This is a genomic window from Micromonospora sp. NPDC003241, assembly GCF_053589795.1.
Genome location: NZ_JBSFSO010000056.1, coordinates 5019 through 25645 on the forward strand (window position 1 = coordinate 5019; position 20627 = coordinate 25645).

20 protein-coding genes are annotated in these 20627 nt (G+C 71.9%); 7 read left to right on the top strand and 13 right to left on the bottom strand.

What is annotated here, in order from left to right; translation table 11 throughout:
• Positions 1–302: 302 nt before the first annotated feature.
• From ACWDVW_RS29050 to ACWDVW_RS29070, 5 genes are all read right to left on the bottom strand, one after another.
• Entirely contained in the window at positions 303–857 is a 555-nt protein-coding gene (locus tag ACWDVW_RS29050; RefSeq protein ID WP_449955129.1) for a hypothetical protein, read from the bottom strand.
• Between the two features lie 318 nt (positions 858–1175).
• The gene (locus ACWDVW_RS29055; protein ID WP_449955132.1) at positions 1176–1379 is read right to left on the bottom strand and encodes a DUF397 domain-containing protein; all 204 of its coding nucleotides are present in this window, start codon (positions 1377–1379) and stop codon (positions 1176–1178) included.
• Entirely contained in the window at positions 1372–2256 is an 885-nt protein-coding gene (locus ACWDVW_RS29060) for a helix-turn-helix domain-containing protein (RefSeq protein WP_350695795.1), read from the bottom strand. The genes ACWDVW_RS29055 and ACWDVW_RS29060 overlap by 8 nt, the downstream gene beginning before the upstream one ends.
• Positions 2257–2470: 214 nt before the next feature.
• Entirely contained in the window at positions 2471–4189 is a 1719-nt protein-coding gene (locus ACWDVW_RS29065; protein WP_449955135.1) for a phospho-sugar mutase, read from the bottom strand.
• Between the two features lie 66 nt (positions 4190–4255).
• Entirely contained in the window at positions 4256–6355 is a 2100-nt protein-coding gene (locus ACWDVW_RS29070; RefSeq protein WP_449955138.1) for a serine/threonine-protein kinase, read from the bottom strand.
• A 208-nt stretch (positions 6356–6563) separates the two neighbouring features.
• Between ACWDVW_RS29070 and ACWDVW_RS29075 the strand changes: the two genes are divergently transcribed.
• Entirely contained in the window at positions 6564–8150 is a 1587-nt protein-coding gene (locus ACWDVW_RS29075; protein WP_449955141.1) for an acyl-CoA mutase large subunit family protein, read from the top strand.
• 456 nt (positions 8151–8606) lie between these two features.
• Positions 8607–9869 carry an amidohydrolase gene (locus ACWDVW_RS29080; RefSeq protein WP_449955144.1) on the top strand — a complete coding sequence of 421 codons (1263 nt, stop codon included), beginning with the start codon at positions 8607–8609 and terminating at the stop codon, positions 9867–9869.
• On the opposite strand, the gene ACWDVW_RS29085 is transcribed toward ACWDVW_RS29080, so the two are convergent.
• Complete coding sequence (locus ACWDVW_RS29085) at positions 9826–10800, bottom strand: DUF4349 domain-containing protein (RefSeq protein ID WP_449955146.1); 975 nt, start codon at positions 10798–10800, stop codon at positions 9826–9828. The two genes, ACWDVW_RS29080 and ACWDVW_RS29085, sit on opposite strands and share 44 nt — an antisense overlap.
• A gap of 153 nt (positions 10801–10953) precedes the next feature.
• Between ACWDVW_RS29085 and ACWDVW_RS29090 the strand changes: the two genes are divergently transcribed.
• The 3 genes from ACWDVW_RS29090 (at position 10954) to ACWDVW_RS29100 (ending at position 13335) form a co-directional block, all read left to right on the top strand.
• Positions 10954–11586: an MBL fold metallo-hydrolase gene (locus ACWDVW_RS29090; RefSeq protein ID WP_396740706.1), complete on the top strand. Its 633-nt coding sequence runs from the start codon at positions 10954–10956 to the stop codon at positions 11584–11586.
• 4 nt (positions 11587–11590) lie between these two features.
• Positions 11591–12523 (top strand): hypothetical protein, encoded by a 933-nt coding sequence (locus ACWDVW_RS29095; RefSeq protein ID WP_449955149.1) that lies wholly within the window; start codon positions 11591–11593, stop codon positions 12521–12523.
• 74 nt (positions 12524–12597) lie between these two features.
• Positions 12598–13335, top strand: coding sequence for an SCO6745 family protein (locus tag ACWDVW_RS29100; protein WP_449955152.1), 738 nt, complete (start codon positions 12598–12600; stop codon positions 13333–13335).
• A gap of 143 nt (positions 13336–13478) precedes the next feature.
• Here ACWDVW_RS29100 and ACWDVW_RS29105 read toward each other — a convergent pair whose 3' ends face one another.
• Positions 13479–13934, bottom strand: coding sequence for a gamma-glutamylcyclotransferase (locus ACWDVW_RS29105; protein WP_350695781.1), 456 nt, complete (start codon positions 13932–13934; stop codon positions 13479–13481).
• Positions 13935–14040: 106 nt separating this feature from the next.
• On the opposite strand from ACWDVW_RS29105, the gene ACWDVW_RS29110 reads away from it, so the two are divergent.
• The gene (locus ACWDVW_RS29110; protein WP_396740700.1) at positions 14041–15444 is read left to right on the top strand and encodes an NAD(P)H-quinone dehydrogenase; all 1404 of its coding nucleotides are present in this window, start codon (positions 14041–14043) and stop codon (positions 15442–15444) included.
• Here the strand turns inward: ACWDVW_RS29110 and ACWDVW_RS29115 are convergent.
• The 4 genes from ACWDVW_RS29115 to ACWDVW_RS29130 all read right to left on the bottom strand — a co-directional run bounded on the left by ACWDVW_RS29115 (position 15422) and on the right by ACWDVW_RS29130 (position 17834).
• Positions 15422–16066 carry a DUF998 domain-containing protein gene (locus ACWDVW_RS29115; RefSeq protein ID WP_449955155.1) on the bottom strand — a complete coding sequence of 215 codons (645 nt, stop codon included), beginning with the start codon at positions 16064–16066 and terminating at the stop codon, positions 15422–15424. The genes ACWDVW_RS29110 and ACWDVW_RS29115 overlap by 23 nt on opposite strands.
• Before the next feature lie 495 nt (positions 16067–16561).
• Positions 16562–16852: a transcriptional regulator gene (locus ACWDVW_RS29120; RefSeq protein ID WP_396740696.1), complete on the bottom strand. Its 291-nt coding sequence runs from the start codon at positions 16850–16852 to the stop codon at positions 16562–16564.
• Complete coding sequence (locus ACWDVW_RS29125) at positions 16845–17273, bottom strand: hypothetical protein (protein WP_449955159.1); 429 nt, start codon at positions 17271–17273, stop codon at positions 16845–16847. The genes ACWDVW_RS29120 and ACWDVW_RS29125 overlap by 8 nt, the downstream gene beginning before the upstream one ends.
• A gap of 117 nt (positions 17274–17390) precedes the next feature.
• The gene (locus ACWDVW_RS29130) at positions 17391–17834 is read right to left on the bottom strand and encodes a DoxX family protein (RefSeq protein WP_449955161.1); all 444 of its coding nucleotides are present in this window, start codon (positions 17832–17834) and stop codon (positions 17391–17393) included.
• 85 nt (positions 17835–17919) lie between these two features.
• Between ACWDVW_RS29130 and ACWDVW_RS29135 the strand changes: the two genes are divergently transcribed.
• Complete coding sequence (locus ACWDVW_RS29135; RefSeq protein ID WP_449955164.1) at positions 17920–18522, top strand: TetR/AcrR family transcriptional regulator; 603 nt, start codon at positions 17920–17922, stop codon at positions 18520–18522.
• A gap of 14 nt (positions 18523–18536) precedes the next feature.
• On the opposite strand, the gene ACWDVW_RS29140 is transcribed toward ACWDVW_RS29135, so the two are convergent.
• Together ACWDVW_RS29140 and ACWDVW_RS29145 are read right to left on the bottom strand one after the other, a co-directional pair.
• Entirely contained in the window at positions 18537–19976 is a 1440-nt protein-coding gene (locus ACWDVW_RS29140; protein WP_449955167.1) for a GuaB1 family IMP dehydrogenase-related protein, read from the bottom strand.
• 15 nt (positions 19977–19991) lie between these two features.
• Positions 19992–20588: a LysE/ArgO family amino acid transporter gene (locus ACWDVW_RS29145; RefSeq protein WP_396740686.1), complete on the bottom strand. Its 597-nt coding sequence runs from the start codon at positions 20586–20588 to the stop codon at positions 19992–19994.
• Between the last annotated feature and the right edge of the window lie 39 nt (positions 20589–20627).

A 20627-nucleotide genomic window follows, 5' to 3' on the forward strand; every position in this document is an offset into this window, starting at 1 on the left:
CGTGCCGTGCGTTCGTCGGTCGTGCCGTGCGTTCGTCGGTCGTGCCGTGCGTTCGTCGGTCGTGCCGTGCGTTCGTCGGTCGTGCCGTGCGTTCGTCGGTCGTGCCGTGCGTTCGGCGATCATGGAGTTGCGGTTCGTGAATTGTGCTTATTCGCTCACCTTTGTGACCGCCACAACTCCATGATCGCGGCGCGGCGGGGCGGGGCGGGGCGGGGCGCGGCGTGGTGCGGCGCGGTGCGGTGCGGCGGGGGAGGGGGATGAGGGGCGAGGGTCGGTGGGCAGGTGGACGGTCCGGACGGCCCTTAGGAGTCCAGCGGGGGTTCGACCGGCTTGAAGTCGCGGGCGTAGAGATCCAGTGACACGAACACCTGACGCGAGCCGCTGAAGGGATCCGAAGCCAGCCCGTACAAGCGGACGTGCGCGTTCGGGTTTGCCTGGAGTGCGTCGACGACCGTGTCGGCCTCGATTCCCGTGCGAAGTCTGAGGCGCTCCCACTCGCTGGCGGGAACACGGACGTCCTCGATCCGAACGCGTCTGAAGCTGCCTCGGCGGATCCGGGGCATCCACGACGAGTTCAGTGGCAGCTTGATGAGGATGCGCGTCAGTCCGTCGGCGGTCCTTTCGTGGTCAACTCGAAGGTCGGCGTGAAATGCCACGTCGACCGCGTCGCGATGCCCGACGTTGGACACCGTGGCGACGAGTTCGGCCGCTCCCTTGCCTGCTGCGGACGGCGTCACGACCATCGGCGCGGACCAGGCAAGTCGTGGGGAGAGCACCCGGAAGACTATCCAGAGCATAAGAATCGACTGAAAGACACCGATGGGAATCCCGACGAGAAGCGGGATCATGACGTCCATTGATGCGGGATCCTCCCTGGATGGCGCGCTTTGATGGGTCGAAGAAATCTGAGTCGAATTGGCGCTCCGGGCATCCACTGTCCCAGTGATGGTCAAGTTCGCGATGAATCCAGGTCCCCGGCAGGGTCCATGCACCTCGGTCGGCTGTGCACGGACCCGGCCGGGGGAGACCGGCCTCGTACACGTCGGTCGCTGGGCACGGCGGCATACGTGACGCCGGACGGGTCGAGCGCGGCTTCTCGCTCAGGCCACGGGTGCGGGGCATTCCCCGTGACGCCGCCGGTGCCGAGTCGGTGGAGCAGGGTGTCAGTGGGACTGTCAGTGGGACAGGTGGTCGGTCCGGACGGCGGTGACGAAGGCGGACCAGGCGGTCGGCGTGACGGTGAGGGTCGGGCCGGTCGGGTCCTTGCTGTCGCGGATGCCGACGACGTCGGACAGGTTGTCGGCGACCTCGACGCAGTCGCCGCCGTTGGTGCCGCTGCGGGTGCTGGTGCGCCACGTCGCGCCGGTCAGGTCACTCATAGCACTCTCCCAGGATGGCATCGATGAGATCCGTCGATTCTCTCTCCCCGAGCGCGATGGATTCCAGCCCTCGCCAGACCCGCACGTAGGCGGCGATCTCGTGCGGCTGGTCGAGATAGAGCGCGCCGGTGAGCCCTTCGACATAGACGGTGGGTGGTTCGGACGGGCTTCCGAGCAGGGAGTCCGGGAAGTCGAGCAGCACGAAAGTGCCCGCCTCGGCGGCGAGTGGCGGGCCGGCGGCGAGCGGCAGGATGCGGATGGAGATGTTGTGCCGTTGCCCGACGGCAAGCAGGTGGCGGAGTTGACCGGCCATCACCGGCCGGTCGGGCACCGGGCGGCGCAGCACCGCCTCGCTGAGCATCACGGCCAGTTCCGGAGCGGGTGGGAGGCGTCGGGTCAGTAGTCCCTGCCGCTGGATTCGGAAGTGCACCGCCTTCTTCCGTTCCTCCTCGCCCAACTCGGGCCGGTTGTGCAGAAAGAGCGCGGTGGCGTACTCGGGGGTCTGTAGCAGTCCCGGCACCAGTTCGGCGTTGTAGTGCCGCACGCTACTGGCCACGTTTTCCAGTCCGACGTAGAGCGAGAACCAGGCCGGGATGGAGCGGCCGTACGCGTGCCACCACCCCTCGGCCTTGCCGACCTCGGCGAGCCCGATCAGCACGCTCGCCTGGTCGGGAGTTGCCTGGTAGAGATCGCAGAGCACGCGCACGTCCGGACCCCTGGCCGGGGAGAGGCCGCGCTCGATCCGCCAGATCTTCTGTCGCGAGCAGTCCAACTGCTCGGCTGCCGCCTCGATGCTGACCCGGGCGTCGACCCGGAGTTGGGTGAGCAGCCTGCCGAGCTGCCGTCGCGGGACGGTCGAACCGTTCGTTGCATGCACCGTGCAACACTCCTCAGTTCCAGAATGCAACCAATTCGCGCTGTCGAGGAAACGTATCGCGAAGGCGTTTCCGTCGAATGCGGAATGGCGATGGCTGATGGAGTGATGCTATTTGTTGGCGCTCAATGCAGGCAAGCGGTAGCGCTCGGTGATTGTGCTCGGGTGTTAGGAGGGGACCCCTGCTATGCACGAGGCGTTAATAAGGTGCCCTTCCTTACATCCCTAAAGCGCGCGCGACCTCGCCCCGCAACTCTCCGACGGCGCTCTCCGCGCGAGCCCGGGCCGCTGCGACGTCACCGTCGGCGACCTGTTCCACCACCTCCAGGTACGCCTTGAGCTTCGGCTCGGTGCCGGAGGGCCGGATCACCACGCGCGCCGCCCCGGTACGCAGGATGATCACGTCCGCCTCGGGAAGCAGGTCCTGTGCCTCGGTGACCGGCTGACCGAGCAGCGTGTCCGGGGTGGCCGCCCGGATCCGGGCCATCGCGTCGGCGATCAGCCGCAGGTCGTCGACGCGTACCGAGAGCTGATCGGTGTGGTGGACGCCGAACTCGGCGGCCAACTCGTCCAGCCGGTCGGTGAGCGTACGGCCCTGGGTCTTGAGGTCGGCGGCCAACTCGGCGACGGTCAGCGCGGCGGTGATGCCGTCCTTGTCACGTACGTGGTCGGGGGCGACGCAGTAGCCGAGCGCCTCCTCGTAGCCGAACACCAGCGGCGCGGAGCCGTCCCCGGCCCGCACGATCCACTTGAACCCGGTCAGCGTCTCGCCGTAGGGCAGGTTCCGGGCGGTGCACATCGCCCGCAGCAGTGACGACGAGACGATGGTGGTGGCGTACAGGCCGGTCACGCCCCGCCGCATCAGGTGGTCGGCGAGCAGCACCCCCACCTCGTCCCCGCGCAGCATCCGCCAACCTGCACCGCCCGCTGGGCCGCTCGGCCCACCTGCAACCGGAGCAGAGGGTGCGCTGGCCGGGGTCCGGACCGCTACGGCGCAGCGGTCGGCGTCGGGGTCGTTGGCGATGGCGAGGTCCGCGCCGGTGGTGTCGGCGAGCGCGACCAGCAGGTCCACCGCGCCCGGCTCCTCCGGGTTGGGGAAGCTCACCGTCGGGAAGTCGGCGTCCGGTTCGGCCTGCTCCGGCACCACCCCAGGGGTCGGGAAACCGGCGGCGGCGAAGGCGGCGGTGAGGACCGTCGCGCCGACGCCGTGCAGCGGGGTGTACGCCACCGTCAGGTCCCGGGGACCGCCGGGCGGCACCACCTGCACCGCCCGCGACACGTACCCGGCCACCAGGTCGTCGCCGAGCACCTGGCCGGCGGGACCGAGCGGCACCCGGGTCAGCGGACCGACCGCCCGGATGGCGGCCTCGATGCCGGTGTCGGCCGGCGGCACGATCTGGGCCCCGGCACCGGAGTCCCCGCCCAGTTCGGCACCGAGATAGACCTTGTAGCCGTTGTCCTGCGGCGGGTTGTGGCTCGCCGTCACCATCACTCCGGCGACCGCACCCAGTTGCCGCACCGCGTACGCCAGCACGGGGGTGGGCAGCGGGCGGGGGAGGAGCAGGGCCGGACGTCCCGCTCCGGTGGCCACCCGGGCGGTCTGTTCGGCGAACGCGCGGGAGCCGCGCCGGGCGTCGTACCCGATCACCAGCGGGCCGGTGCCGCCCTCGGCGGCGAGCCAGGCGACCAGCCCGGCGGCGGCCTGGGTGACCACGGCGAGGTTCATGCCGTTGGGGCCGGCGCGCAGCGGGCCGCGCAGCCCGGCGGTGCCGAAGGTCAGCGGCCCGGCGAAGCGGTCGGCCAGCTCGGCGGCGCTGTCCGGCAGTCGGTCGAGCACCGCTCGCAGTTCCGCCTGGTCGGCCGGGTCGGGGTCGTCGGCGAGCCAGCGCTGAGCCTGCTCGCGGATGGTGTCGATGTCAGTGGTCTCCGCCGCCATTGCCTCTTGATAGCACGGCGGCGGATCACCGGGGACGGCTCCCCGGCTGAGAGCGACCGGTCGCCCTCAGCCCGCGGAGGTGAGCTGGAACGACTTGAGCATCTCGTCATAGATCGGCTTGCTCTCGTCGAACCGGGCGTCGCTGACGGTCAGATAGAAGGAGTAGATCCGACCCTCGTGGGCCACCCCGTGCCAGACACCGTGCCGCCTGGCCTCGCCGTCACCGCAGGTGTACTCGAACTCGGCCGACGGCTTGCCGGCCAGTTCCTTGTCCGCCATCGAGATCTGCGTGTACGGCTTGGCGCAGGAGTTCGATCGGGTCCTGAGGTTGTTCTCCGCACTCTGCGCCCAGCGGGTCGAGCTGCCGGCCCACTTCTCGTTGAGGATGCGGACCCGGCGACCGCTGTCGTCCGGGTCGGTGTAGTCGATGTAGACGGCCCCGGCCGGGGCGGTCCGCTTCCAGCCCTTCGGCACCAGCATCTGCACGCCGCGCGCCGAGTGCTCCTGCATCTCGACCGGCTCCCCCTCGTCCGAGGAGTTGCCCGGCCCGGCGACCGGGTCGGTGACGGGCGGGTCACCGCCGCCGCCGGAGAGCGCCACCGCGCCGATCAGCAGGACCAGCACCAGGCCACCGGCCGCCGCGAGCTGGACCTTGCGCGGCCAGCCCTTCACGGTCTCGACCGCGCGGGCGCCTGCGCCCTTGGCCTTGTCGAGCGGGCCGCCGCCCCCACCGGCGGGCGGCGGTGGTGCCCCGTACGGCTGGCGGGGCGCCGCCGGCCAGCGACCGCCGTAGTCGCCGCCGAGCTGCTGGGTGGCCTCCGGCCGGGCACCGAACCCGTACGCCCCGGCACTGATGTGCTGCGTCGTGTCCGCGCCGATGTGCTGGGTGGCGTCGGCCCCGATGCGTTGGGTGGCGTCCGCGCCGCCGATCCGCTGGGTGGCCTCCGACCCACCGATGCGCTGGGTCGTCTCGGACCCGCCGCCGTAGGTGCGGCCGGCGGACGAGGCGGCGTTCTGCTGACCCGGGCGGGCCAACGCGTCGGCGCTGGTGTCCTCCATCGCGGCGGCACTGGTGGCGGTGGCCTTGCCGGGGCGCTCACCCCGGCTCAGCGCGGCCAGCCGGTCGGTCAGCGACTCACCGGGGCCGAGCATCGCCCGGCCGCCGATCTCACTTGCGGACTTGGACTTCTTCGCGGGGGCGGCCGGCGCGGTGATCGGCGCGGACTGCTGCGGCACCGGCACCACCGAATAGGGGTCGGTCATCGAGTTGACCGCGGAGGCGGTGCTGCTCAGCGGGCCGGCGAGCAGTTCGCGCAGCATGGCGCGGGCGGTGTGCACGTCGAGCCGACGGGCCGGGTCCTTCTCCAGCAGGCCCATGAGCACCCGGGTCAGCGGGCCGCTGCGCTGCGGCGGGGCCGGCGGGTCCTCGACCACCGCGTGCATCGTCTCGATCGGGTCACCCCGGTCGAAGGGCGGCCGACCCTCCACGGCGGTGTAGAGCGTCACGCCGAGGGAGAACAGGTCGCTGGGCGGGCCGAACTCCTGACCCATGGCCCGCTCGGGCGAGATGAAGTGCGGCGAGCCCAGCACCATCCCCGGCGTGGTGAGCTGCACGTCGGTGGGCATCCGGGCGACACCGAAGTCGGTCAGCACGCAGCGGCCGTCGGAGCAGATCAGCACGTTGGCCGGCTTGACGTCGCGGTGCAGTACCCCGATGGCGTGGGCCACCTCCAGCGCGCCGAGCAGCGCGATGCCGATCTTGGCGACCACCCGCTGGGCGATCGGCCCGTCCTCGATCACCATGTCGGCGAGGCTGCGGGCGTCCAGCAGCTCCATCACGATCCACGGGCGTCCGGCCTCGGTGACCACGTCGTACACCTGGACCACCGCCGGGTGGGCGATGGCGGCTGCCGCGCGGGCCTCGCGCAGGGTGCGTTCGTACATCGCGTCGCGGTCGCTGGGCGCCAGGCCGGGCGGCAGGACGACCTCCTTGACCGCCACGTCGCGCCGCAGAAGTGTGTCTGTGGCCCGCCAGACAGTGCCCATGCCACCGTTGCCCACCGTCGAACGCAACGAGTACCGGTCACCGATGACGGTGCCGGGTGTCGCGCGGCCGTTGGTGGGGGTGCTGACTGGTCCGCCGCTCCACGTCGGGATCTGAGTCACAGAAAAGCCACCGGGGGAAGTCGAGGGGGCTGGGACACAACCTCCCTATCTTGCTGGTTCAGACGCCCGATGCGAAACCCGGCGCGGCGGACGTTTACCGTGCGGAACGGTACGTGTGCGGGCCCTCACGTCGGGTGGTGTCGCCGGGAGGGTCGAGTGTGCGCTATCCCTCACCCAGTGACCAGCACATTCGTCCTACCATCCGGTGATGAGCGAACGGCGGCGGTCAAGCGAGTCCGGCTTCCCGATCGAGGGCGTCTACACGGCGGAGCACCTGCCGGGTGATCTGGACTCCCGGCTGGGCGCTCCGGGCGAGTACCCGTACACGCGTGGGGTCTATCCCACCATGTACACCTCCCGCCCGTGGACCATGCGCCAGTACGCCGGCTTCGGCACCGCCACCGAGTCCAACGCGCGGTACCACCAGTTGTTGCGGGCCGGCACCATGGGTCTCTCGGTCGCGTTCGACCTGCCCACCCAGATGGGGTACGACTCCGACGACCCGATCGCCTCGGGCGAGGTCGGCAAGGTCGGTGTCGCCATCGACTCCATCGAGGACATGCGGCTGCTCTTCGACGGCATCCCGCTGGACAAGGTCTCCACCTCGATGACGATCAACGCGCCGGGCTCGGTGCTGCTGCTGCTCTATCAGCTCGTCGCCGAGGAGAACGGGGTGCCGGGCGCCGCGCTCAACGGCACCATCCAGAACGACATCCTCAAGGAGTACATCGCCCGGGGCACCTACATCTTCCCGCCGAAGCCGTCGTTGCGGCTGGTCGCCGACACGTTCGGCTACTGCCGGGCCGAGGTGCCGAAGTGGAACACCATCTCGATCTCCGGCTACCACATGGCCGAGGCCGGCGCCTCCCCCGTGCAGGAGATCGCCTTCACGTTGGCCAACGGCGTCGAGTACGTCCGCGCCGCGATCGCCGCCGGGCTGGCCGTGGACGACTTCGCGCCCCGGCTGTCGTTCTTCTTCGTCGCCCGCACCACGTTGCTGGAGGAGGTGGCGAAGTTCCGGGCGGCCCGGCGGATCTGGGCCCGCCTGATGCGCGACGAGTTCGGGGCCAAGAACCCGAAGTCGCTGATGCTCCGCTTCCACACCCAGACCGCGGGCGTGCAGTTGACCGCCCAGCAGCCCGAGGTCAACCTGGTCCGGGTCGCGGTGCAGGGGCTGGGCGCGGTGCTCGGCGGCACCCAGTCGCTGCACACCAACAGCTTCGACGAGGCGATCGCGCTGCCCACCGAGAAGGCGGCCCGGTTGGCGCTGCGGACCCAACAGGTGCTCGCGTACGAGACGGACCTGACCGCCACGGTGGACCCGTTCGCCGGCTCGTACGTGGTGGAGGCGATGACCGCCGAGATCGAGGCGGCGGCGGACGCGCTGATGGGTCGGGTCTTCGAGTACGGGTCGTCGGTGGACGCCATCGAGGCGGGCTTCCAGAAGCGTGAGATCGAGCAGTCCGCGTACCAGATCGCGCAGGAGATCGACTCGGGTGAGCGGGTGGTGGTCGGGCTCAACCGGTTCACCATCGACGCCGAGGAGCCGTACGAGCCGCTGCGGGTCGACCCGGCCATCGAGGCGGCGCAGGGCGAGCGGCTGGCCAAGTTGCGCGCCGGGCGGGACGGCGCGGTCGTCGAGCGGGCCCTGAACGAGTTGCGGGAGGCCGCTTCGGGCACCGGCAACGTGCTCTATCCGATGAAGGCCGCCCTGCGCGAGCGGGCCACCGTCGGCGAGGTGTGCGGGGCGCTGCGCGAGGTGTGGGGCGTCTACCGCCCGACCGACCGGTTCTGAGCCGCTCGCCACTCTCACGGTCGCTGTGCGTGTCGAAGCGGCCGTCTCCGGGTACTCCGCCCGAATGATCTCTTTGACGCACACCCTGTGCGGTCGGCGGCCGTCCGGACGTGTGAACGTCCACCGGTGCTGATCGCCGTGGGTGGTCGGGTAATTGTCGTACCGTCAGTTCATCGCGCCGACTAATGCGACAATTCGGAACGACGGGCGACGAGTTTCGACAAGATTCTCCGCCCGAAACGCCGATTACGCGTTGTAGGAGGTGGGGGGCGGATGACTGCGTACGAACGCGATCTACCTGCTGTCCAGCCCGTCCACGGGCACTCCAAGCAGGGCATATGTGACGCTGTGCGGTCCGATCATCACCGGAACGAGGTTGCGCAGAGTTACCTTCGGGGGTCTACGCTGTCTGCTGTCCCCGATGATCCATCCATTTCTAGTGATCGAGAATTCGACGTGACGAGTGCGTTGACTATGCCGACCGGCGAGCAATTGGCGTCGTCTTGGCCCGAGGCGCCACCGACCGGTGGCCAGCCCCTGCCGTCCGAGCTGGACCACCTGCTCGCCCTCCGGGTACCGGGCCTGATCGCCACGCGCCGTCACATTCATGCGCATCCGGAGCTGTCCGGTCAGGAGTTCGACACCGCCGCCCTGATCGCCCGGGAACTCACCCTGGCCGGGCTCAGCCCCCGCATGCTGCCCAAGGGCAACGGGGTCATCTGCGACGTCGACGGCCGCCCCGACGGGCCGGTGATCGCGCTGCGCGCCGACATCGACGCGCTGCCGCTGACCGACGTCAAGGACGTGCCGTACCGCTCCACCGTGGACGGGGTCTGCCACGCCTGCGGGCACGACGTGCACACCACGATCCTGCTCGGCGTCGGCATGCTGCTCGCCCAGCTCGCCGACCTGGGCGAGCTGCCCGGCCGGGTCCGGTTGATCTTCCAGCCGGCCGAGGAGATCCTGCCCTGCGGTTCGCTCGAAGTGATCGAGGCGGGCGGCCTGGACGACGTGGTGCAGATCTTCGCGCTGCACTGCGACCCGAACCAGCCGGTCGGCAAGGTCGGCCTGCGGGTCGGGCCGATCACCGCCGCCGCCGACAACGTCACGGTCCGGTTGACCGGACCGGGTGGGCACACCGCCCGCCCACACCTGACCGTCGACCTGGTCGACGCGCTCGGCCGGCTGATCACCGAGGTGCCCGCGCTGATCAGCCGCCGGGTGCCGGCCAACAGCGGGCTGCTGCTGGTCTTCGGACACGCCTCCGCCGGCACCCGCTACAACGTCATCCCCTCCGAGGCGTCCGCCTCCGGCACGCTGCGGGTGATGGATCGGGACGCCTGGGAACAGGCCCCGAAGATCGTCACGCAGGTGGTCCGGGACGTGATCGCCCCGACCGGGGCCACGGTCGACCTGGAGTACCTGCGGGGACGCCCGCCGGTCTGCAACGACGCGGCGGCCATCAACGTGCTGACCTCGGCCACCGTCGCCGCGCTCGGCCCGGAGGGCGTCGCCGAGACCCCGCAGAGCATGGGCGGCGAGGACTTCTCCTGGTATCTGGAGTACGTCCCCGGCGCGCTGGCCCGACTCGGGGTCGGCCGCTCCGGGCCGAACGTGGACCTGCACCGGGCGTCGTTCGACGTGGACGAACGGTGCATCCCGGCGGGCGTACGACTCATGGTGCAGACCGCGCTCCAGGCACTGGCGGCGGTGCGCTGACCGACGACGACCCGAGGTCCACCCCGGGCGGTGGCGGCGTGCCGACCGGCGCGACCAGCGCCGGCTCGGGGCGGACCCCACGGCGTCGGCGGCGGCTCCACCACCACAACGCCCCCAGCGGTACGCCGAGGACCAGCAGCCAGGGCAGCACCGCGCCGAGCACGGTGAGCAGAACCGTCATCGAGACGAGGAAGACCGTCCAGCCCCCGCTCAGCCCGGCCAGGAAGCCGATCTCCCGCTCCTCGTCGGCGGTGCTGGCGTCCGGCCCCACCAGGCTGACGGTGATCGTGGAGAGTGCGGTCAGGTCGGCCAGCCGCCGCTTCTTCGCCTCCAACGAGGCGAGGTCGGCCTCCCGGCGGGCCAACTCGTTCTCCAGGCTGACCAGGTCGGCGATTGACTCGGCCCGGTCCAGCAGCCGACGCGCGCTCTCCACCCGCGCCCGCTGGGTGGCGATCCGCGCGTCGAGGTCGACGGTCTCCTCGGTGACGTCCTCGGTGTCGATCTGCCGGCGTTCCTGCCGACCGAGACCCGCCAACTCCTCGACCACCGGATAGAACCGGTCCGCCGGTACCCGTAGCGTCAGCTCCGCCACCGCGTCCGCGTCCGAGCTGCGGCGCTGGTCGCCGCCGACGAAGCCGCCGGCCCGGGTGGCCGCGTCGGACGCCGCCCGTGCGGCGGCCTCCACGTCGTCCACCTTCACCCGGATCGACCCGGTGTAGACGATGGACCGTTGGTCGACCCGGGTGTCCGCCGCCGCGCCCGCACCGCCCCGCTGATCCGCCGGACCGGGCCGCTCGCCCGCCGGACCGGCGCCGTCCACGGCCTGTGGTGCGGCGGCGCGGCCCGCCTCGTCGGAGGTCGCCGCGCTGTCGCTGCCGCTGTCGCCGCTACCGCAGCCGGTCACCACCAGCAGCATGACCAGCGCAGTCATTCCCGTCGCCGCGTGACGGCGGGTTCTTGTCGGTGTCATCAACGTTCCCTTCCTCGGCCCGGAGCGGGTGATAGCTCGGACGTCGAGCGCTGTCCCCCGGGTTCCGGCAGACTGCGCTCAGGACGGTCACGATTCGATATGGGAGGCATCACGATGCGGATCACCAAGTACGCCCACTCGTGCCTGCGGGTCGAGCACGACGGGGGAGTGCTGGTCGTCGATCCGGGCGTGTTCAGCGAGGCCGCCGTGGCACTGGACGGGGCCGACGCGGTCCTGATCACCCACGAGCACCAGGACCACGTGGACGCCGAGGCGATCAACCGGCAACTGGCCCGGCGGCCGTTCACCATTCACGGACCGGCCTCGGTGGCCGGACCGCTCGGCGACGCGGCCGAGGCGCTGCGCCCGGTCGCCCCCGGTGACGCGTTCACCGCCGCCGGTGTCCCGGTCCGTGCCTACGGCGGCCGGCACGCGGTGATCCACCCCGACATCCCGCTCGTCGACAACCTCGGCTACCTGCTCGACGAGGTGGTCTACCACCCCGGAGACGCGCTGTTCGTGCCGGACGACATCCAGGTCGACACGCTCTTCGCCCCGATCCACGCGCCCTGGTCGAAGTTCTCCGAGGTGGTCGACTTCATCCGGGCGGTCTCCCCGCGCCGGGTCTTCGCGCTGCACGACGCCCTGCTCAACACACACGGCCTCGCGGTACTCGACCGGCAGTACACCGCCCTGTCCGGCAGCGAGTACCAGCGGCTGGAGCCGGGCAGCCGGATCGACGGCTGAGCCCATGCCCGAACCTCCGTCCGACCCGGTGGCGCAGCTCTACCGCACGCCGCCCGACCGGTTCGTCGCCGCCCGCGACGCCGAGGTGGCGCAGGCCCGGCGCGCCGGGGACGGGCGGAGGGCCCGCGAGATCGCCCGACTGCGCCGCCCCACGGTGGCCGCCTGGCTGGTCAACCTGCTCGCCGTCGAGCGTCCCGAGTTGGTCGACGACCTGGCGCAGTTGGCCGACGCGTTGCGGGACGCCCAGCGCGAACTGCGCGGCCCGCGCCTGCGGGAGCTGTCCGCGCAGCGGCGGTCCGTGGTCTCCGCCCTGGTCGCCGAGGTACGCCGGCTCGCCGCCGACGTGCCCGGGGCGCCGTCGGCCGGGAAGCTGCCGTTGGCCGAGGTCGAGGCGACCCTGAACGCGGCCCTCGCCGACCCCGGCGTGGCCGAGCAGGTGCGGTCCGGTCGGTTGCTTCGCCCGGCCCACTACGCCGGGTTCGGCGAGGTGCCCCGGCCACAGTTGCGGCTGGTCACCGGCGGGGAGGAGCCGCCCGCACCGGCGACACCCGCGCGCCGGCCGGACCGCGGCGCGATGCGTGCCGAACAGGCCCGACGAGCCGCCCGCGCCGAGTTGGCCCGCCGCCGCAAGGCGCTGGAGAAGGAGCTGGACCGGGCGCGTACCGACCAGGAACGGGCCGAGACGGACCTCGACGCGGCGCAGTCCGCCGAGCGCGACGGGACGGCCGCCCTGGACGCCGTCGAGACGGAACTGGCCGAGCTGGAACGCCGCCGGGCCATCGCCGAGCAGGAACTGAGCCGGTCCCGACTGGCCCGCCGGGCCGCCGAACGGTCCGCCGCCGTCGCCCGGCGACGCACCGGGGAGGTGGAGGCCGCGATGGAGGCGTTGACCGCCGAGGAGGGGGATGCCGAGCGGGGCGACGGCGCGGCAGACTGATCCGTCATGGACGGACCTTCGGTCGGATCCTTCGTGGACGGACCCTCGGGCGACTGCGATCCGGGCGGGACGGCATGACCCCGGAACAGGTGGCGGCGGCCAGCAAGCCGGCGGTGCTCGCGCTCGGCGAGGCGTACGGCCGGTGCCCCACCACGCTGCGTCGGGCCCGGCTGCTCGGCATCTCCGGCTGGGCCTTCTATGTCACCGGGCGCGCCGGGGCACTCGGTGACGTACGCGCCGAGACGGTCGCCGCCGCGCTCGGGTTCATCGCCCCCGACGCCGTCGCCGACGGCTGGGACGCCGCCGCCCGCACCGTACGCCCCACCGAGGTGGCCGCCGCCAGCCTGGCCGAGTGCTGCCGCTGGGGCGAGGACCGGTTGGCCGCGCTGCCCCACGTCGACCGGCTGGCCACCCTCGTGGAACGGACCGTCGCGGCGGCCGACGCCAGCGCCATGCCGCTCTTCGCCGCCTGGCGGGCCGTGCCCTCCGAGCCCGGGAGCCCCGGTGCCCGGGCCGCCGCCGGGCTGCGCCTGCTCCGCGAGCACTTCACCGGCGCGCACCTGGTGGCCGTGCGGGCCTGCGGGATGACGCCGCTGGAGGCGGTGCTGGCCGGGCCGGAGGGCGAGAGCGGGGCGGTGGCCTGCGGGTGGCCGCCGCCGTACCCGCCGGTCGGGCCGCTGGTGCGTCGCCGGCTCTGGGCCGAGGCGGTGACCGACCGCCTGGTGGCGCCCGCCTTCGCCGCGCTCGGCCCGACCGAGGGCGCCGAACTGGTCGAGTTGTTGACCGAGGCGCGGGCGCACACGCAGGGCTGACCGGAAGCGCACCCGCAGAGCTGACCGGGCGTATACACGCAGGGCTGACCGGGCGTGGCCGGCTGTGACCGGCGTCCGGCTCGGCGGGGGTGCCGGGCGGGGTGCCGCCGGCCGGTAGCAGACTGGGGGGTGTGGGAGACGCGCTAGGCCGACGCCGTGCCGGTGGGGCGGGACCGCAGCTCGACGACGTAGTCGTCCGGCGCGCCCGCCTTCTCGGCGGCGTTCGCGATCTCCGAGACGTACCACGAGGTGGGCAGACCACCCTCGTAGCCGTCGAAGACGTAGACCCAGGCCGTCACGTCGCCGTCCAGCGTCGAGACCCGGACGGTCAGCTTCCGGTACGTGCCGGAGGTGACGCCCTCGATCTCGTCGAGCTGGGCCGCGTCGTACGGGTGGATGTCGTAGAGCGCCACGAAGACCCGGTCGCCGGGGGATTCGACCACGGTGCTGACGGCACCCTCCCAGCCGATGACGTCCTCACCGGCGAAGGTGAGTCGCCAGCCCTCCAGCCAGCCGATGCCGACCATGGGGGAATGCGGGCAGTAGGCACGCATTCGGGCAGGGTCCAGGTTCGAGCCGTAGGCGGCGTAGAGACGCACGGCGATGACGATAGCCCGACGGGCACGTGGGGGAGAATACGACGGCGCGTGTCGGACGCGTCGGGGAGAAGAAAGTCACTGTGAGCATGGACGAAGGGCGGTCGTGGTGAGCCAGATCGTGATCATCGGCGGGGGGCCGGCCGGTTACGAGGCCGCGCTGGTCGCCGCTCAACTGGACGCCGCAGTCACCGTGGTGGAGGCCGACGGCGCGGGCGGTGCCTGCGTGCTGTCCGACTGCGTACCGTCGAAGACGTTCATCGCCAGCTCCGAGGTGGTGACCGGATACCGCGACACCGAGGTGTTCGGGGTGCACTCCGACGGTCTGGAGGCGGTCACCGTCGACGCCCGGGCGGTCCACGAGCGGGTCAAGCGGCTCGCCCTTGCGCAGTCCTCCGACATCCACGCGAAGCTGCTCAAGGCCGGCGTCACCTTCGTCTCCGGGCGGGCCCGGCTGGGCGAGGACACCCTCGGCCACACCCACCGGGTGATCGTCACGCCGGACGGGGGCGATGCGCCGTACTCGATCAGTGCCTCGACGGTGCTGGTCGCCACCGGCGCCACCCCGCGCCAACTGCCCACCGCCGTGCCCGACGGCGAGCGCATCCTCACCTGGCGGCAGGTGTACGACCTGCCCGAGCTGCCCGAGCACCTGATCGTGGTGGGCTCCGGCGTGACCGGCGCCGAGTTCGCCAGCGCCTATCTGGCGATGGGCGTCGAGGTGACCCTGGTCTCCAGCCGGGACCGGGTGATGCCGCACGAGGACGCCGACGCGGCGCAGGCCATCGAGCGGGTCTTCCGCGCCCGGGGCATGAGCATCCTGAACAATTCCCGCGCCGAGGGGGTCCGCCGGACCGACGACGGCGTCGAGGTCGTCCTCTCCGACGGTCGCAAGGTGTACGGCTCGCACGCGCTGATCGCGGTCGGCTCGATCCCCAACACCGAGGAGCTGGGCCTGGCCGAGTACGGCGTCACGCTGGCCCGGGGCGGGTACGTGACCGTGGACCGGGTCTCCCGCACCAACGTCCCCGGCATCTACGCGGCCGGCGACTGCACCGGCGTCCTGCCGCTGGCCAGTGTCGCCGCCATGCAGGGCCGGATCGCCATGTGGCACGCGCTCGGTGAGGCGGTCCGGCCGCTGCGGCTGCGGACCGTCTCGGCGAACGTCTTCACCGACCCCGAACTGGCCACCGTGGGCGTGTCGCAGGACGAGATGGACGCCGGCAAGGTGCCGGCCCGGCAGGTGATGCTGCCGCTGGCCGGTAACGCCCGGGCGAAGATGGACGAGGTGGCCGACGGGTTCGTCAAGCTGTTCTGCCGCCCGGCCAGCGGTCAGGTGATCGGTGGCGTGGTGGTGGCGCCGAAGGCGAGCGAGCTGATCCTGCCGATCACCATGGCGGTGGAGAACAACCTCACCGTCAACGAGCTGGCGCAGACCATCACCATCTATCCCAGCCTCTCCGGCTCCCTCACCGAAGCCGCCCGCCAACTCATGCTCCACGAACTGGAGTAACCGCCCCCACCCTCCCCCCGACGGTGGCCAGGACGGTGAGCAGGGCCACCTCGGCGAGGATGAGGGCGCGCTCGATCAGGCCGTAGTACGCGCGGTCGCCGGGGTAGGCGGACCAGACCATCACGGCGGCGAGCAGCAGGCTGGCGATCGTCAGCCCGCGCAGCCAGCGGGCGGTGCGGGCGGTGGCGGGCAACTGCGCGGCGATCAGCCAACCGGCGAGCGGCAGGGCCAGGAAGGCGACCACCGAGGCGTACCGGTGCACGTAGGCGGCGGTGCCCATCTCGGTGCCGGGCGGGTTGGTCGGTATCAGTCCGGCCAGCAGCAGCCCGCCGGCCCAGGCCGCGAGCAGCACCTGGGCCGTGCCGACGCGACCACGACGCGTACCGGCCGCTCCGGTGGGTCGGTCGAGGCGGCGTAGTCCCAGGACGAGCACGGCGGAGGCTGCGGCGAGGGTGAGCATGGCGAGGTGGATGGCCCCGCCGGACTCGGAGACGGCGTAGTCGCTGACGGTCAGGCTCAGCGGGTCCAGGCCGTCGACGCCCGCGTGGCCGATCACGGCGAGCAGCGCCGCGAGGACGATGCCGCCGAGCGCCAGCGTCGCGCTGTTCCGGGTTACAGGCATGGCTCAGCCTGTCGCGACGGGCACCCCAGGCGGATCCGGGACGAGCACCGAAATCCGTCCCCGGGGGCACCCCGAGCGGCAATCCGGCTTTTCCCGGTGACCGACCTCGGGGTGCCGGTGCGAGGCGATCCGTCGTGGTGCGGTCGTCTCTGCCGATCACTGGGCGAGTTGACCGGAACATACCGAGAGTGACGCAGTGTCCGACATCACCCCGTCGGTCGGCGGCCGTGATGACCAGCCACACGTGTCCCGGTACGGGGTCAACGGGCACGCTTCGGTGCCACTACCAGGGACATCGGGCAGAGTCGTCGCCGATCGACGGTCGCGGGATCGGGCTCGGGACGCGTACCGTTGTCGGCGCGCGGCCCGGCGTGGCGTCGGGTCCCCCGTTCCTGACGCCCGGGCCGCCGCCGGGCCGCTGGCAGGTCCCGTGCCAGCGGCCCGGCCACCTCCCGTCAAGGTCGTCGCGGTGACGCGGAGTGACGTACGGCGGGGTCAGGCGCCGACGATCTCGCGGAGCGCCTTCACATGGTCGGCGTACGCGCTCGCGCCCTCGGGGGTGAGGGAGAGCCACAGCCTGCTGTGCGCGTCCCGTGCGGCGCGGTCCTGCCGGACGTAGCCGGCGTCCACGAGCTGCGTGAGGTGCTTGCTGAGGGCGGACTTGGAGAGCCCGAGATGATCCTGCAGGCGCTGGAACTCCACCCGGTGCGCGGCGCTGAGCATGGCGCAGATCCGCAGCCGGTGCGGTGCGTGGATCTTCTCGTTGAACAGCGGAGTCTCAGGCATCGCCGAATTCCCGCCGGTACGCCCGGCCGGTGCGCAGCACGATGCCCGCCGACACGGCGGCGCCGACGATCCAGACCCAGCGGGCGTCGGTGAGCGCCGACAGCGCCCAGGTCAGGGCGAAGCAGCCGAGGACGGCGGCCAGGAACGGGGCGATGTCGCCCGCCTTGACCGCCGCCCAGGAGACCCCGTCCCGGTTCAGCCAGTACCGGCAGCCGAGCACGATGGCCGCGATGCTCACGGCGAGGCTCGCCTTGCCCACGTGGGCGGAGGGCAGGAGATGCACCAGGTGCAGGGCGGCCATGGCTGCCGACATCGCGACGAAGAACCATCGCGGGAACGGCGGGTAGCGGACCGCGTTCTCGTCGTCGGTGAGCTGTCGAAGCGTCTCCCGGGCCTGATCAGGGGTGGGTCTTGTTTCCATGTCGGAAACTGTAGGGCCGAGTTTCCATGTCGGCAACTCGTCGTGCGGGTCCGATCGTGGTCCGTCGCCGCCCGCCGCCACCGTTGATGACGGGGTGAGGGCCGGCGGCGTGATCGGTCATGGCCCGACGGCGACCGCGATGGCGGCGGCGAGGAAGACGACCTGGAGTGCGGTACGGACGCCGAGCGGGGTGACCGGGCGCCCGGCCAGGGTGAGTTTCCGGCGCGCGGCCGAGACGTTCGCCGGGAACATCGCCAGCATCAGTACGGCCAGTCCGGCAGCGGCCCAGCGGGCGGTGGCCGGCACCAGCAGGCCGGCCGCGCCCGCGAGTTCCAGCACGCCGGTCACCGTGACCAGCAGGTCCGGTCGGGGCAGTCGGGGCGGGACCATCTCGATCAGGTCGCGTCGCCGGCCGGTGAAGTGTGCGATCCCGGTCAGCACGAACATCACGGCCAGCCCGACCCGCAGAGCCGGATGCCAACCGTCGAGCACGGAAACCCCGACCAGGCCGGCCAGTCGGGCGAGCGCGGTGCCCGCCACCAGGGCGATCAGCGGAGCCATCGGTACCTCCTCGAAGACCAATCTTGTCGCCGACAAGATTGGCTCGTGATGGCGTATCTTGTCAATGGCAAGATAGGGTCGGGTGATGACCGGCACCCGCGGCTACCACCACGGCGACCTGCCTCGCGCCCTGCTCGCCGCAGCCGAGGAGGCGATCAGGGAGTCGGGCCCGGCGGCGCTGAGCCTGCGGGACCTGGCCCGACGCGCCGGCGTCTCGCACGCCGCCCCGGCCCACCACTTCGGCGACCGGGCCGGCCTCTTCACCGCGCTCGCGGTGCAGGGCTTCGACCTGCTCGCCGAGGCGCTGGAATCGGCCGGCGGCGAACTGCTGGACCTCGGGGTGGCATACGTCGACTTCGCCGTGCGGCACCGCGCCCACTTCGAGGTGATGTTCCACCCCGATCTCTACCGATCCGATGCCGCCGAGGTCCGGGCCGCCCGGGACCGTGCCGGTGCCGCCCTGCGTGCCGGGGTGACGGCACTGCCCGCCGCTTCGACGGATGCCGGCGACGGGCGGGGCGGCGTGCACGGGCCACTCGGTGACGCCCTGGCCGCATGGTCGATCGTGCATGGCTTCGCCACGCTCTGGCTGGCCGACGCGCTACCACCCGGGGTGGGTGACGACCCGCGAGAGGTCGCCCGGACGGTGATCGGGCGCCTCTTCGCCCCGGCGGCGGATCCCGGCTGACCGAACGCCGGCCGTCACCAGCTCGTCGGCAGCGGCATCCCCTCGGTGTAGCCGGCAGTGCTCTGCACGCCGACCAGCACCCGATCGTGGAACTCGTCCAGGTTCCGTGCCCCGGCGTAGGTGAAGGCGCTGCGTACGCCGGAGATGATCTCGTCGATCAGGTCCTCCACCCCGGGCCGTGTCGGGTCCAGGTACATCCGGGCCGACGAGATGCCCTCCTCGAAGATCGCCTTCCGAGCCCGGTCGTAGGGGCTGTCCTCGGCGGTCCGGGCGCTGACCGCGCGCGCCGAGGCCATCCCGAAGCTCTCCTTGTACCGCCGGCCGTCCTCGTCGGTGTAGAGGTCACCGGGCGACTCGTAGGTGCCGGCGAACCAGGAACCGACCATCACGTTCGACGCACCGGCGGCCAGCGCCAGCGCCACGTCGCGCGGGTGCCGCACCCCGCCGTCGGCCCAGACGTGCCGGCCCAGCTCACGGGCGGCCGCCGCGCAGTCCAGCACCGCCGAGAACTGCGGGCGGCCCACGCCGGTCATCATCCGGGTGGTGCACATCGCGCCCGGACCGACGCCCACCTTGACGATGTCCGCACCGGCCTCGACCAGGTCGCGTACGCCGTCGGCGGTGACCACGTTGCCGGCCGCCACCGGTACGCCCGGGTCCAGACTCCGGACGGTCCGCAACGCGCTGATCATCCGCTCCTGGTGGCCGTGCGCGGTGTCCACGACCAGGGTGTCCACCCCGGCCTCCAGCAGCGCGGACGCCTTGCCCGCCACGTCGCCGTTGATGCCCACCGCCGCCGCGATGCGCAACCGGCCCAGGGCGTCCACCGCGGGCCGGTAGAGCGTCGCCCGCAGCGCGCCCGGCCGGGTGAGCACCCCGACCAGCCGCCCCTCGCCGTCCACCACCGGGGCCAACCGCCGTCGCGCGGTGCTGAGCCGGTCGAAGCCGGTACGCGGATCCGCGTCCACCGGCACCGTGTGCAGGTCGGCCGACATCACGTCGCGCAACTGGGCGAACCGGTCCACGCCGACGGTGTCCGCCTCGGTCACCACCCCCATCGGGCGGCCCTCCTCGTCGACCACGATCACCGCGCCGTACGCCCGCTTGGGCAACAGGTGGATCGCGTCACCGACGGTGTCGGTCGGGCCGAGCGCGATGGCCGTGTCGTGCATCAGGTGCCGTTGCTTGACCCAGGCGACGACCTCGGCCACCACCTCGATCGGGATGTCCTGGGGGATCACCGCGATGCCGCCGCGCCGGGCCACCGTCTCGGCCATCCGCCGGCCGGCGACCGCCGTCATGTTTGCCACCACCAGCGGGATCGTGGTACCCGTGCCGTCGCCGGTGGAGAGGTCGACGTCCAGCCGTGAACCCACCTCCGACCGGGCTGGGGCCATGAAGACGTCGTTGTAGGTCAGGTCGTAACCGGGAGTCGCGCCATTGAGGAACCGCACCCGGCCATCATTCCCTCAGCTCAGCAGCAGCGCGACCGCTACCACCACCATCACCAGCGCGATCACGCCGTCGAGCACCTGCCAGACCCGGGCCCGGGCGAGCATCGGCGCGAGCCGGTACGCCCCCGCGCCGAGCGCGCTGAACCAGACGACGCTGGCCACCGCCGCGCCGAGACCGAACAGCCAGCGGTGCGGCTGCTGCTGCGCGATGCCACCGAGCAGCAGCACGGTGTCCAGGTAGACGTGCGGGTTGAGATAGGTGAAGGCGAGGCAGGCCAGCAGCGTCGCGCCGAGCCGTGCCGGGGGCCGCTGGGCCGGTGTGAGCGCACTCGGACGCCACGCGCGGCGGGCGGCCAGGGCCGCGTACCCGAGCAGGAAGGCCGCCCCGCCCCAGCGGATCGCGGTGAGCAGGTCGGGTCGGGCCGCCACCACCGACCCCACTCCGGCGATGCCGACGCCGATCAGCAGGGCGTCGGAGATCGCGCAGGTCAGGACGACCGGCACCACGTGTTCCCGGCGGAGGCCCTGGCGGAGCACGAAGGCGTTCTGCGCGCCGATGGCGACGATGAGGGCGATGGACAGGGAGAAACCGGCGACGACAGAGGTGAGCACGGTGCCGACGGTAGGAGTGCGCGGGTGGATCAGTCCAGC